This window comes from Streptomyces sp. NPDC030862 (assembly GCF_055571835.1).
Genome location: NZ_JBVIEN010000001.1, coordinates 255,068 through 267,859 on the forward strand (window position 1 = coordinate 255,068; position 12,792 = coordinate 267,859).

The window sequence follows — 12,792 nt, forward strand, 5'->3', positions numbered from 1 at the left end:
GGCGGCTTCGTAGGACTGGGCGCTCTTGTCGTAGGCCCGGCGCGGGTCGGGCGCGGGTCCGGCGCAGCGCGGTCCGGCGCAGGGCGGGCGCGGGTCCGGCTCAGGCCGGGCGCGGGTCCGGCGCAGGCCGGGCGCGGGTCCGGCTCAGGCCGGGCGCGGGTCCGGCTCAGGCTGTCGGTAAAGTCGGGCCCATGCAGCGCACCACCGTCGACGGTGTCACCGTCTTGTGGGCCCCGGGCCCGGTTCCCCTCAGCGCGACGCTCACCTTCGGGTGCGGTGCCCGGGACGAGAGTTTCCGCACCATCGGTGTCACCCACCTCATCGAGCACCTGGTGATGAGCACGCTGCCCCGTCTGCACCACGAGCACAACGCCTCCGTCGACCTGGAAGCCACCCGCTTCACCGCTTCCGGACGTCCGGAGCAGATCACCGCCTTCCTGGCGGCGGTCTGCGCCGCCCTGTCCGACCTGCCGCTGGACCGGATCCAGCACGAGGCGGGCATTCTGACCGCCGAGGCGTCCTCGGTCACGTCCCCGGCCGCCGCCTTCCTGCTCAACCAGCGGTTCGGGGCCCAGGGTCCCGGCCTTGCGCCCTACACCGGGCCAGGCTACGACCGGCTTTCCGCGGACACCGTCCAGGCCCACGCCGCCGTGTACTTCACCCGCGCCAACGCCGTCCTCCAACTCACCGGTCCTCCGCCCCAGGACCTGCGGCTCCCCCTGCCCGAGGGCCGGCCGCCGCAACGCACGACCCCGGCCGCACGTACCGGTGCATCCTGGGACGAGGCGCCGATCGAGGGCGCCGCCATCGCCCTGACCATGCCCCTGGGCTCAGCGGCCGCCGCTCTCGGCGTCGCGCTCCTCGAGCACCGGCTCACCGAGCTCGCACGGCACCGCCGGGGCCTGAGTTACGCGGTCCAGGTCGAGTCGAGCCTGCGTGACGAGCACACCCTGGACACCCTGCTCTCACTGGACTCCCGCCCCGGGCAGGAAGCCGAGATAGCGGAGCTGCTCTGGCAGGAGGCACTGCGCCTGGGCCGGGAACTGCCCTCCGAGGACGAGCTCAAGGAGGAGATCGAGGGCTTCCGGGAGAGCTACGCTCACCCGCGCGCCGTGGAGGCGGAGCTGGACCTGGCTGCCGCTTCCCATCTGTTCGGACTGCCGTCACGAGACGCCACAGCCCGGCTGGCTGCCCTTCGTACCGTAGTACCCGAGGACGTACGAGCCTGCTTCGCGCAGGCCCTGGTCACCGCGCAGCTGGCCGTGGCACCGGATGTCGAGCCCCGGCTGACTGCCCTCGACGGATCGCCGCTGCCTCAAGGGGCCTGCTGTGCACACGACGGGCTGCCGGCAGGCGAGGTGTTCCGGCCGCCACTGCTGGCGCGCGCGAAGTACGGCGCGGCGCGCCGCTCCCGGCTGGTGCTGACCGGCGACGGTGTGGCGGAGCTCAACGGGGACGGGCGACTGCACCGCATACGCTTCGACGAGATCGTCGGCGTGGAGAGAGATGGTGACGACCGCACGCTCTTCGGGGCGTCCGGCTGCCTGATGGAGCTGTCGCCCCAGGAGTACAGCGGGTGCGACAAGGTGATCCGGGCGGTGGACGCCGCGGTGCCGACCGGCCTCGCGTACGACGCCTCGGCCCTGGCACCGCGAGACCCCGAGAAGCAATAGGGGCAAGCCTGACCGGCTGTCGGGCCCAGAAGGCCTTGCATGGGCGGCGGACGAGCTCGGCCGCGCTGCACACCGTTCCAGTGCTGCGGCGCCGACGCCCGTCCGCTCCGGCGGCCCGTGTCCGGCCGCCGTAGCGCAACCAGCAGACGTCGGCAGCCCATCACGCTGAGCCCGGACGGGGATGCCCGCACGTCACCAATTGACGCGAGCATCCACCCATTGTCATCGTGGCGTGACATCCTCACCTGCCATGATCGTGGTCAATGGGATTCGTCAAGTACGGCGTGCTCGTGCCCGACGCCGAATGGACAAGCAGGTGGCCGATCTGCGCGCAGCGCTCGATCGCCTTGGATACGACTGGTGGCCGATACCGCTCGGATTCCGCGTCGCCCTGCGCAAGCACGATGCCGCGGGATGGGGCTGGTTCATCAACCTGCAAGCCTGGGCACTGATCGCGTGGCTGTTCCTGAGCTTCGAGGCATGGGTCCTCTGGTGGCCGGAGGAACTCCTCCATGCCCAAGTCACCTTTGCCTTCCTCGGAGTCGGGATGGTTTTGGTGGTGATTGCCCGCCAAACAGCAAGCTCGGCGCGTGCGACACGCCGCAATCGCCTGGCCTGGCTCTGTGCCGAAGTGATCGAGAGTTGCGCCGAGGCGCACAGGCGCGGCGGAGACCGCCGGCACGAGGCCCTGCTCGAGGTGTCGAGGGACCTCCGGAGGCTGGAGGGTGATGTGCTGACGGCGTATCGCAGGCGTGGGTCGGTCGCGTCCTTCTCCCCTCCCAACGCGAAACTGCGGCGCCATGCCGGGCAAGTGGTCGCCAAACTGCGCACCGTCGAGGAGGAGATGCACGGCGATCATACGCAGAACGCGTTGGAGGAGTTGGCGGGACTGGTAGCGACGATCGCGGAGCAGTACACGAGCAACAAGGTTGCGACCCTGCTTCCGGTGGGGTCGGTTGCGGACCTCGAACCCGTACGCGACCGTGAGCCGATCCTCGTGGGCGTCACCGTCGTGGTGATCGCTGGCGGGGCCGTTGCCGTCTCCTTGCTGAATCTTCCCGACATAGCTTCAGGGGCTGTAATCGTCGCGATGGCAGTCCTGGTGCTGCTGGTCCTGTTCGGGCGGCGTTGGCACCGGTACCTGCCGATCGTCGATATGTTCAAGCCCGGACCATGATCCGCAGCCGCCTTGATCGCACCCGACGTCCACGACCACGACGAAGACCCCGACCTCTGCACCCCGTACCCCTCGGCCGCGAACCGGTGGAAGCCACCAACTGCGGGCACTCTCCCGCTCGATGGTCGTCCCGCCCACCGCTGGTCGGCGGACGTCACGAGGGCCGCCGCCTGCCCCACGTCCAGCGGTCATCGGACGCCGTCGGTGAGGTGGACTGGGCGGTCGCGTGGGTCGCCACAACCATCGCGGGAGCCCAGCACAGACAGCTGGCCGCGAGGGCCGGCCGAGATGATCGGTCAGTTCATGCCCACGCACGCGAAGAGACCAACGTGGAACCGACCTTGCCGCCCGGCCGCCGGTCGGCGAATCCAACGCGTCGGGAAACCTCAGCCACCTCCGCACACCGGGTGAGTAGGTGACGGTCTCCGTGCCGGAAGTTCCGTGAGACGGCATCGCCGGCACGTCGCGGGGCCCTACACGCAGCGGACACGCACGCATACGTGAGCGGCCTGGTTGATTGAGGATGCAACAAGTGCGGCAGCGAACGACATAGACGCACAATTGGAGTGGCTGTGTGGCCTCTGCACGGCCGCAACGTAGGGAGACCACCATGCACCCTGCAGCCCTCGCCGGCGCCGCCGTAGGCCGCCTCGCTCACCACGCCGTCTCCGGCGTCGTCGGTGGTGTCATCCTTCGCGGCGCCGCCAAAGCCGCCCCGAGAGCCAAGCCCGCCGCACGCAAGGCGCTGGTCAACGGCCTCGCGGGCGGGATCAGGGCCACCAGATGGCTCGGATCGGCCGCGGAAGAAGCGCGACTGAAAACCGGTGACGTGCTCGCGGAGGCCCGCTCGTCACTGGGCGAGGAAGCTCCGCCACCGTCCGCCGTCAACATCGGCGGCCACGACCACGACCACCAGCACTGATCATGTCCGACATACGCGTACGCTCCGTCGCTGCCGGACGCGCGCGACTGACCGTCCCATGGCTTCAGGCGCGGCCAGGATGCGCGGGGCTGGTCGACGAGCGGCTCGCCGACCTGCCCGGCTTCCGCGCGCTGCGCCTCTTTCCCCGGACCGGCAGCGTCGTGATCTGGGTGAATCCCGATGACCTGGACGTCGACCGCCTGGTGGCCGCGCTCGACGAGGCTCCCCCACCCTCCGTACCGGCCAGGCCGAGCCGGTCGGTGCCCGACTCCTCCACCGGAGAGCTCGCCCGGCTGGTCGTGGGCGGAGCGGTACTCGCCGTGGTGGCCGTGCACCGCCTGGTGCTCCGGCGGCCACCGTGGGTCAGCGGGGGCCGGTCCGGGTTCCTCGGCGCGGTGACCGTCTTCAGCGGTCTGCCCTTCTTCCGCGGGGCGCTGCGCACCATGGCGGGACGCCAGCATCCGGGTACCGACACGCTGGTCACCGCCGCCACGGTCATCTCCCTCATGCTGCGCGAGAACGTCGTCGCGCTGACCGTGCTGTGGCTGCTGAACATCGGCGAGTTCCTCCAGACGATCACCTTGCGCCGCACCCGCCGCGCCATCGAGGAACTCCTCAGCATCGGTGAGGAGCGCGTCTGGCTGGTACGTGAAGGAGTCGAGGTCGAGGTGGCCCTGGAGGACGTGGAGGCCGGCGACGTCGTCGCCGTGTACGAGCACCACAAGATCCCGGTGGACGGCGTGGTGTCCGGCGGCGAGGCGCTGGTCGACCAGGCCGCCATCACGGGCGAGGCACTGCCCGTCTACGCCCACGAGGGCTCCGAGGTGTACGCGGGCACCGTCGTCACCTCCGGTTCCCTGACCATACGGGCGGTGTCCGTGGGCAGTGACACGACCGTTGGGCGGATCATCAGCCGGGTCGAGGAGGCCCAGTCCGACCGGGCGCCCATCCAGACCGTCGCCACCCGCTTCACGCGCCGCTTCGTCCCCGTGTCCCTGGCCCTCGCGGCGGGTACGTACGTGCTCACCCGCGACGCCCGGCGCGCGATGACCATGCTGCTCGTCGCATGCCCGTGCGCCGCCGGCCTCGCCACGCCCACCGCGATCAGCGCCGCCATCGGCAACGGCGCCCGCCACGGCACGCTCATCAAGGGCGGCACGCACCTGGAGGGAATCGGACGGGTGACCGCCGTCGTGTTCGACAAGACCGGCACCCTCACCCTCGGCCGCCCACTGGTGACCAGCGTCGTCGCCCTCCACGAGGACTACACGGCCGACGACGTCCTGCGCCTCGCGGCCTCCGGTGAACGCCACGCCCGCCACCCCGTCGCCCAGGCCATCGTCACCCGCACCGAGGAACAGCACCTGCACATTCCCATCCACCAGGCGTGCGAGGTGGTCCTGGGCATGGGGATGCGCGCCGAGCTCGACGGTACCCGGCTCCTCGTCGGCAGCCCCGCCCTGCTGCGCCGGCACGGACTGGAGCTGACGACGGTCGCCCAGGACTGGACCGAGCAGTTGCGCCGCCAGGGCGAAACGGTCATCTGCCTCGCCCACGACGACGACCTGATCGGCATGCTCGGTGTCTCCGACGCCGTACGCACCGCGGCGGGCACGGTCGTCCAGCAGCTGCGCGACCTGGGCGTCCAGCGGATCATCCTGCTGACCGGTGACGCACCCGAGACGGCCCAGGCCGTCGCCGACGCCCTCGACATCGCCGAGGTCCACGCCCACGCCCTGCCCGAGGCGAAGCTGCAACTGATCCGCGATCTCCAGCAAGAGGGGCACATGGTCGCCATGGTGGGCGACGGCACCAACGACGCCCCCGCGCTCGCGCTCGCGGACGTCGGCATCGCCATGGGCGAGCACTCCTCCCACGTGGCCCTGGAGACCGCCGACATCGCCCTCGCCGGCAACGACCTGCGCCAGGTCGCCGCCGTCGTGGAGCTCAGCCGGCACACCCTGCGCGTCGTACGGCAGAACTACGGCCTGGCCATCGGCGTCAACCTCGCCGGTCTCGTCGCCGGCGCGGGCGGGTCCATCAACCCGGTCGTCGCCGCCCTGCTGCACAACACCAGCAGCATCGCCGTCGTCGGCAACTCCGCCCGCCTCGTCAACCACACCCCGCATCTGCCCGAAGCCGGTCAGGACCTCTACGCCGCGCCGCTGGAGGAGACCCGGGTGCGCTGATCAGCGGCACCTCGTCCCGGGCCGGACCTCCCGTTCTCGCCACCGAGGACCTCACACCGAGCTCGTCGTAGGGAGGAGTCCGCCGGTTCCCGCAGGCGGGCGTCGGCCGGCTCGGGGTGGTCAAGCGGGGCGTGGCTCCTTGTGGGTGAGAAGGACGCACTCGCCGCAGTATCCGGCGCCGGGGACGCGGTAGTAGAGGCAGCAGCTGCGGCGGCGGTAGGTGAACGGCTCGGTGGTGAGGGTGCCGGCGCTCGCGAGCGGTTCCCGTCGCAGCAGGGCGGCGGCGATCGCAAGCGGCGGGTGAGGCGCGTCCGGGGCGCGCTGGAGCAGCACGCGTACGGCGCCGGTCAGCGCGGATGCGGTGTTGCCCGGCAGCAGCTTCGGTGAGAGTCCGAAGTGCCGGCGCAGCGCGTCGCCGAGGGGCAGCAGGTTGTCGGCGAGGACGGTCCGGTGCAGGGCGTCGGGGATGTCCTGCTCGGGCAGGGCGGCCGGTTCGGGCAGCCAGAGCTCGATCGGGCCGGACGGCGGCGTGCGCCACCACAGCCGGTCCGGCGACAGGTCGGGGACGCGGCCGGTCAGCGCCGCCGTGGCCAGGGCGATGGACCAGAGGCGTGCGGCGGTCCCGATGTGGAGGGTGGAGGCCGCGACGCGCCGCTGGTCGGTGCCGAGCCGGCGGCCCACCTCCGCCACGTACGCCGACAGGGCGCCGCGGTCCGTGTAGAGGGTGGTGAGCGGGCGGAAGTCTCCGCCGTCGGTGCGTGGTCCGCCGGGCACGGCGAAGTAGGGCCCGATGGCCGTGACCCGGTCGAGGACCTCCGTGGTCACCATGTACGTACCGCCTGGCCAATTGGACCGGCGGGCGGTGACCAGCCGTCACATGCGCGTGGGCACACGAGTGCCACCGTCCTCTCTCGGGGAGATCCGCCCCGGTACGTCGAGGTGCGACGGCGTGAGTCTCCTGACTCGGGATCGACGCTCTCCCGGCCTTCCGGACCCTCGACTGGGCCGTGGCCGTGGCGGGTTCGCTCCCCCTACACAGTGGCGGTACCGTGCCGGAATCTCACCGGCTTCCTCGTTCCGCCGTCGCTTGCCGGACGCAGCATCCCAGAGTCTGCGCACCCCATGCCAGGCCCTCACCCTGTGTCACCGACCACAACCGGACAACTGCGGGCGGTGCCCTGTCGCGCCGCGACCGGCCGCCTCTACGCTGCTGACCGCAGTCGGTTCGCGCCCCCGTCCCGGTGGCGCGTCGTAAGAGGGAACCCGGTGCGATTCCGGGACTGTCCCGCAGCGGTGAGTGGGAACGAACGCCGTCAACGGCACTGGGCCCCATCCAGGGGCCCGGGAAGCGACGGCCATTAGGTGTACGTGTCCGCCGGAACGAACAACCGGCCGGCCGGTGAGCCCACGAGTCCGAAGACCTGCCACTGCGCGCGTGCGGTGACGCACACGCTGTTCACGGTGACCTCGAGGGCTGGGTCGGCGGTGCAGGCGGATCGGCGCACGCGTACGCGCCGCGACCGCCACCTCGCTTCCCGCGATCCTCCTCGGGCCCGGGGAGACGAGGGAGGACACGTACGTGACCACGGCACACGGCGGCCGGGCGTGCCGCCGCACCGGCCAGGCCCGGCCGTCACACGGCCGACGATGCTGACGCTCACGAACCGGGCCCCGACGCGGACCTTCTCCGGGGTGTGTCACGGGACCCTGGGCGAGCTCTACCAGGGCCCGCTGCGGGAGGGGCCCGCGCGGCCCGGTGCCGAGGCGGACATCGCCCTGGTGTCGTTCCCGGTGGACCGGCACTCCTGGGTGTACTTCACCTCCGGGACGGCGTCGCCCGGCCCGCCGCCTCTCGGCGAGAAGTCGGTACTGGCCGCGCACCTCTTCCTGGAGCGCTTCGGTCTGACGCTGCCGCCCGGCCGCTGGAGCGCCCACAGCGATCTGCGCGTGGGGGTGGGCATGGCGAGTTCGACGGCCGACGTCGTGGCGACGCTGCGGTGCCTCTTCCGGGTCTTCTCCCTGCCCTACGACCCCGGCGAGGTGATGCGGATCCTGTCCGCGATCGAGCGGGCCGACAGCGTCTTCCTGGACGAGTTCGCGCTCTATCTGAGCGCCCGGCACAGGGTGGTGCGCCGACTGGGCACCGGGGTCGGTTTTCACACCGCGTTCGTCACCGAGCCCGGCACCGTGGACACGGCCGCGGTGACGCCGGTCCTGCTGCGGCAGTACCGACGGCGTGCGGACGAGTACGAGCGATGTCTGACCGACCTGCTCAAGGGCTTCGCCTGCCATGACCCCGCGGCCGTGGCCCGGGCGGCGACCACGAGTGCCGTGCTGTCCCAGGAGGCGTTGCCGAAACGGTCCTTCGACGCCGTGCTCGCGCACCGCGAGGAGTTCGGGGCCGACGGGGTGTTCGTCGCGCACACCGGATCCCTGATCGGCTACCTCTTCGCCCGCCGCCCCGCCCCTTCCGTCAAGGACGACCTGTCCGCCTTCTTCCACTCGCTCGGCCACCAGTGCTCTTTCGCCCAAGGAGGCTACGGGTGATACACCCCCACATCGCCGACGCCCTCAAAACGCCCGACCTGGTCCGGCTGACCGACGGCATGGTGCTGATCCGCTTCGAGTCGATGAAGATCTACTCGGCGCTCGCCGCCGTCCGCCATCTGCTCGACCGGGGCACGGTCCGCCCCGGGCAGACCCTCGTCGACAGCTCCAGCGGCATCTACGCCTACGCCCTGGCGCTGGCCTGCCATCGCTACGGCATGCGCTGCCACATCGTGGCGTCCACCACCGTGGACACCACCACCCTCGCCCAGCTGGAGATCCTCGGCGCCACCGTGGACCAGGTCAGCCCGTCGCCGACCCTCAAGCTGGACCAGGAGTTACGCGTACGACGGGTGCGGCGGTTCCTCGCCGAGCGGCCCGACGCGCACTGGATGCGCCAATACCACGACGGCGTCCACTACCTGGGTTACCGGGAGGTGGCCGACCAGGTGGCGGCGGCGGTGCCGGACGGTCCGCTCACCGTGGTCGGGGGCGTCGGGTCCGGGGCCTCGACCGGCGGTCTCGTGGAACACCTGCGCCGCCGCGACCCGTCCGTGCGGCTGGTCGGTGTCCAGCCGTTCGGCAGCGTCACGTTCGGCAGCCAGGACCACCACGACCCGGACGCGATCATCGCCGGGATCGGCTCGTCGATCGTCTTCGACAACGTACGCCACCACCTCTACGACGGCCTGCACTGGCTCGACTTCACCCACGCCATGTCGGGGACGGTCGCCCTGTTGCGCGAGCACGCCGTTTTCGCGGGCCTGTCCACGGGCGCCGCGTACCTGGCCGCCACGTACGAGGCGCGTCGCCATCCGGACCGGCTCCTGCTGGTGATCGGCGCCGACACCGGACACCGCTACGTCGAGCACGTCCATGCCCGGCACGCCGAGGCCCCCGACCCCGCGGCGCTCAAGCCGTTCGAGGTGGAGTCCGCCGAGGAGATGCGCATGCCGTGGTCGACGATGGCCTGGAACCGTACCACTTGCCCTCCGCACTGGAAGGAGGCCGCCGCGTGACCCTGGTCTGTCTGGAATCCCTCACGTTCGGGCTGGGGCACCTCGTGCGCGCCGCCGACGCCCTCGGCGAGCGCCTGCGGCTGCTGACCCGCGATCCGTCGTACTACGCCTACGAGTTGGAGCGGCTCCCGGCCGGCGCGCTCGACGTCGTGACGACCGACACCTTCGACACGGAGCGGGTGGCCGGCCTGCTCACCCGTACGCCGGAGCTGCGGGGGCTGATCAGCTCCACCGACACGTGGACGCTGGTCGCCGCCGAGCTGACGGAACGGTTCGGTCTGCCCGGCCTCGACCCGGCGGTCCTGCGGCTCACCCGGGACAAGGCCGCCGTGCGCGACCGGCTGTACGAGGCGGGGCTGACGCGGGCGCGTGCCGTCGAGGCCCCGAAGGCGGCGGCGCGCGGCGAGGTGGCGCTGCCGGTCATCCTCAAGGACAGCGCGGGCACCGGCAGTCAGAACGTCTGGCTCGTCCGCGACGAGGCCGAACTGGACGCGGCACTGCGCGAGGCCGCCGGGCGGCGTCTGACGGGCCGCCTGTTCGCCGAGCCGTACTTCTCCGGCCCGGTGTACAGCGCCGAGACCCTCACCTGGGCGGGGCAGACCCGGCTGCTGGGCGTCTCCAGCCGGCTGATGTCACCCGAGCCGCACTTCCGTGAGGAGATCACGGCGTTCCCGGTCGCGTTCCCGGAGGAACGGCACAGCGGCTTGGAGCGGTGGCTGGACGAGGTCCTCGCCGCCATCGGGTACACCGACCGCTTCGCCCACGTGGAGTTCGTCCTCACCACCGCGGGCCCCGAGGTGGTGGAGGTCAACCCCAGGATCGGGGGCGCTCTCGTCGGCGAGGGCCTGTGCCGGGCGCTCGGCGTCAACGTGTACGAGGCGATGGTCGAGGCGGCGCTCGGCCGCCGGCCCAGCCTCATGGACGCGGACCTGCCCGGCGGTCCGGCCGTCGCCTTCGTCCTCGGCTATCCGCGCCGGCCCGGGGTGTTCACCGGCGTCGAGGGGCTCGACCGGCTGACGGACATGCCCGGGTTCCCGACCTGGTATCCGGTCAAGGGCATCGGCGCGCCCATCGAGCACCTGGGTGACAGCCGGGGCTACGCGGGCATCGTCTACGCGGAAGGTGAGACGGCCGAGCTGGCCACGCACCGCGCGGTGGCCGCAGCCAACGCCGTACGCGTGCTCACCGAGCCCTTCCCGGAACGGGCGGACAGGGCCGGTGACTGAGCGGCACGCCATCGGCGGAAGCCTGCGGGGCGCGCTGTCGACGCTGACCGGGCCGCTGCGCTTCCTTCTGCTCAGCTCGTTCCTGATCCCGCTGGGCAGCTTCATGGTGCTCCCCTTCATGTCGGTGTTCCTGCACGAGCGGCTCGGGATGGGGCTCGGCGCGGTCGGGCTGGTGCTGGCGGTGGCGTCCCTCGTGCAGTTCTCGGGCGGCATCGTCGGCGGGGCGCTCGCCGACCGCTTCGGGCTGCGGCGGACCATGGTGTGGGCCCTGCTGATCCGTACGGCCGGGTTCATGGGCCTGCTCGCCGCGCTGCGCTGGCCGCCGCTCGCCGTGGCGGCACTGATCCTCACGTGTTGCGGCGCCGCTCTGTACCTCCCCGCCAACAAGGCGTACCTGGTGCACGGCGTGGACGACGGACGGCGCCCGGCGTTCCTGTCCGCGGGCAACGCGGCGCTCAACGCCGGCATGGCGGTGGGCCCGCTGATCGCCGGACCCTTCGTGCTGTCGTCGCCCGGCCCGCTGTTCCTCGCCGTGACGGCGCTGTTCGTGGTGGTGACGGCGGGCCATGTCCGGTTGCCGGCGGCCGGGGCTGGTCGAGAGGGCGCGGACGTCCCACGGCAGGGCCTGCTGTCGGGTGTCGCCGTGCTGCCGTTCGCGGCCAACGCGCTGGCGTTCTACCTCTACTTCCACTTCCAGCACTATCTGGCCGTGTACGCCGTGGAGCGGGCCTCCAGCGAGTTCTACAGCGTGGTGCTGCTCGTCTGCTTCCTGCTGGTCATCGTCGTCCAACCGCTCGCCTCCGGGCTGATCCGGAAGATGCCGTACGCCCTGGCCCTCGCGGCCGGATTCGCGGGGCTCGCGGCCGGGCTGGCGGTGCTGGCGATCGGGACCAAGGCGGCGCTCCTCGCGGGCGGGGCGCTGATCACGCTCGGCGACATCGTGCTGTTCCTCAAGAACGACCTGGAGGCCCTGCGCCGCAGCCCGCGCTCCGACGCCGTGGTCTTCGGGCAGCAGCGGCTGGCCGCCGGACTGGGCGCCTGCGCCAGCGGCCTCCTCGGCGGGCAGCTGTACGGGTTCGGCGAACGCTCCGGGGAACCCGGTTGGTTCTGGCTGGTGGCAGCCGCGCAGTGCCTGCTCCTCCCCCCGCTGCTGCTCGCACTGCGCCACGCGGCCGGGGCCGCGGACGCGGTGCCCTCTCCCCTCGACGACGACACGGAAGGAACACCGACGCCCGATGACGCACACCGGCGGATTCCAGGACGATGACTTCTGGACCGAGTTCCATGACTTCCTCTTCTCCGAGCAGCGGTACGCGCAGGCCGAGGAGCTGCTCGGCACCTCGCCCCTGCTGTCCTTCCCCGTCGGGGCGCGCGTGCTGGACCTGTGCTGCGGACCGGGGGTGTTCACCGTGCCGCTGGCCCGCCGGGGCTTCCACGTGACCGGTGTGGACCTCAGCCACGGGATGCTGGACCGGGCCCGGAAGCTGGCGGCCGAGGCGGGGGTGACGCCGACGTACGTCCAGGCCGACGTGCTGGATTACGCGGCGCCCGGCGGCTTCGACGTCGTCCTCAACATGTTCACGTCCTTCGGCTACTTCGAGGACCCGGCCGACAACGCGCGCGTGCTGCGCACCATGCACGACTGCCTGACGCCCGGCGGCACCCTGGTCCTGGACGTGGCCGGAAAGGAGCTGCTGGCGCGCAAGGTCACGCCGCCCAAGGTCGTCCAGCGCGGTGACGACCTGCTGGTGCAGACGGACACCGTCCTGGACGACTGGGCCCGGCTGCGCAGCGACTGGGTCCTGGTCCGGGGCGACCGCGTGACACGCGCGAGCCTGGTGTGGTTCGTCTACAGCGCCGTGGAGCTGCGGCGCATGGCGCGGGAGGCGGGTTTCCGAGACATCGGGATCTTCGGCGGCTTCGACGGCCGCCCGTACGACCAGGACGCGGAGCGGCTGATCCTGCGGGCCGTGCGCACCGGGTGACACGCGCGCCGCGCCGGGGGCGCGCGGTAATCGGCCACGCGCCCTTTCACCCCT

General features: G+C 71.7%; 10 protein-coding genes and 2 riboswitches. Of the genes, 9 read left to right on the plus strand and 1 reads right to left on the minus strand.

All coding sequences use genetic code 11. The features are described 5' to 3' along the window. Positions 1-191: 191 nt before the first annotated feature. The 4 genes from ACZ42X_RS01175 to ACZ42X_RS01190 all read left to right on the plus strand — a co-directional run bounded on the left by ACZ42X_RS01175 (position 192) and on the right by ACZ42X_RS01190 (position 5,961). Positions 192-1,673 carry a peptidase M16 family protein gene (locus ACZ42X_RS01175; RefSeq protein ID WP_468282821.1) on the plus strand — a complete coding sequence of 494 codons (1,482 nt, stop codon included), beginning with the start codon at positions 192-194 and terminating at the stop codon, positions 1,671-1,673. Between the two features lie 304 nt (positions 1,674-1,977). Further along, on the plus strand, positions 1,978-2,850 hold the full coding sequence (locus tag ACZ42X_RS01180; protein WP_468282824.1) for a hypothetical protein: 873 nt from the start codon (positions 1,978-1,980) through the stop codon (positions 2,848-2,850). 610 nt (positions 2,851-3,460) lie between these two features. Then, a complete protein-coding gene (locus tag ACZ42X_RS01185; RefSeq protein WP_468282826.1) occupies positions 3,461-3,772 on the plus strand; it encodes a DUF1490 family protein in 312 nt (103 codons plus the stop codon). 2 nt (positions 3,773-3,774) lie between these two features. Then, positions 3,775-5,961: a heavy metal translocating P-type ATPase gene (locus ACZ42X_RS01190; RefSeq protein ID WP_468282829.1), complete on the plus strand. Its 2,187-nt coding sequence runs from the start codon at positions 3,775-3,777 to the stop codon at positions 5,959-5,961. A gap of 120 nt (positions 5,962-6,081) precedes the next feature. Here ACZ42X_RS01190 and ACZ42X_RS01195 read toward each other — a convergent pair whose 3' ends face one another. Next, positions 6,082-6,789, minus strand: a complete 708-nt coding sequence (locus tag ACZ42X_RS01195) for a (2Fe-2S)-binding protein (protein ID WP_468282832.1) — start codon at positions 6,787-6,789, stop codon at positions 6,082-6,084. A 103-nt stretch (positions 6,790-6,892) separates the two neighbouring features. Next, a riboswitch (cobalamin riboswitch) is annotated at positions 6,893-7,076 on the minus strand. 88 nt (positions 7,077-7,164) lie between these two features. Further along, positions 7,165-7,404, plus strand: a riboswitch (cobalamin riboswitch). Between the two features lie 204 nt (positions 7,405-7,608). On the opposite strand from ACZ42X_RS01195, the gene ACZ42X_RS01200 reads away from it, so the two are divergent. Genes ACZ42X_RS01200 through ACZ42X_RS01220 form a run of 5 tightly spaced genes read left to right on the plus strand, consistent with a single transcriptional unit; the run spans position 7,609 to position 12,738 of the window. Then, on the plus strand, positions 7,609-8,508 hold the full coding sequence (locus ACZ42X_RS01200; RefSeq protein ID WP_468282835.1) for a GHMP family kinase ATP-binding protein: 900 nt from the start codon (positions 7,609-7,611) through the stop codon (positions 8,506-8,508). Then, positions 8,505-9,527 (plus strand): cysteine synthase family protein, encoded by a 1,023-nt coding sequence (locus ACZ42X_RS01205; protein ID WP_468282838.1) that lies wholly within the window; start codon positions 8,505-8,507, stop codon positions 9,525-9,527. The genes ACZ42X_RS01200 and ACZ42X_RS01205 overlap by 4 nt, the downstream gene beginning before the upstream one ends. Next, positions 9,524-10,753 (plus strand): ATP-grasp domain-containing protein, encoded by a 1,230-nt coding sequence (locus tag ACZ42X_RS01210; protein WP_468282841.1) that lies wholly within the window; start codon positions 9,524-9,526, stop codon positions 10,751-10,753. Before ACZ42X_RS01205 ends, ACZ42X_RS01210 begins: the two co-directional genes overlap by 4 nt. After that, positions 10,746-12,020 carry an MFS transporter gene (locus ACZ42X_RS01215; protein ID WP_468282844.1) on the plus strand — a complete coding sequence of 425 codons (1,275 nt, stop codon included), beginning with the start codon at positions 10,746-10,748 and terminating at the stop codon, positions 12,018-12,020. The genes ACZ42X_RS01210 and ACZ42X_RS01215 overlap by 8 nt, the downstream gene beginning before the upstream one ends. Next, positions 11,989-12,738, plus strand: a complete 750-nt coding sequence (locus ACZ42X_RS01220) for a class I SAM-dependent methyltransferase (protein WP_468282847.1) — start codon at positions 11,989-11,991, stop codon at positions 12,736-12,738. Before ACZ42X_RS01215 ends, ACZ42X_RS01220 begins: the two co-directional genes overlap by 32 nt. The last annotated feature ends 54 nt before the right edge of the window (positions 12,739-12,792 follow it).

Excerpts from the sequence above, each read along its gene's own strand:
- ACZ42X_RS01175 (WP_468282821.1), top strand. The coding sequence starts at position 192 with ATGCAGCGCACCACCGTCGACGGTGTCACCGTCTTGTGGGCCCCGGGC.
- ACZ42X_RS01180 (WP_468282824.1), top strand. The coding sequence starts at position 1,978 with ATGGACAAGCAGGTGGCCGATCTGCGCGCAGCGCTCGATCGCCTTGGA.
- ACZ42X_RS01185 (WP_468282826.1), top strand. The coding sequence starts at position 3,461 with ATGCACCCTGCAGCCCTCGCCGGCGCCGCCGTAGGCCGCCTCGCTCAC.
- ACZ42X_RS01190 (WP_468282829.1), top strand. The coding sequence starts at position 3,775 with ATGTCCGACATACGCGTACGCTCCGTCGCTGCCGGACGCGCGCGACTG.
- ACZ42X_RS01195 (WP_468282832.1), bottom strand. The coding sequence starts at position 6,789 with ATGGTGACCACGGAGGTCCTCGACCGGGTCACGGCCATCGGGCCCTAC.
- ACZ42X_RS01200 (WP_468282835.1), top strand. The coding sequence starts at position 7,609 with ATGCTGACGCTCACGAACCGGGCCCCGACGCGGACCTTCTCCGGGGTG.
- ACZ42X_RS01220 (WP_468282847.1), top strand. The coding sequence starts at position 11,989 with ATGACGCACACCGGCGGATTCCAGGACGATGACTTCTGGACCGAGTTC.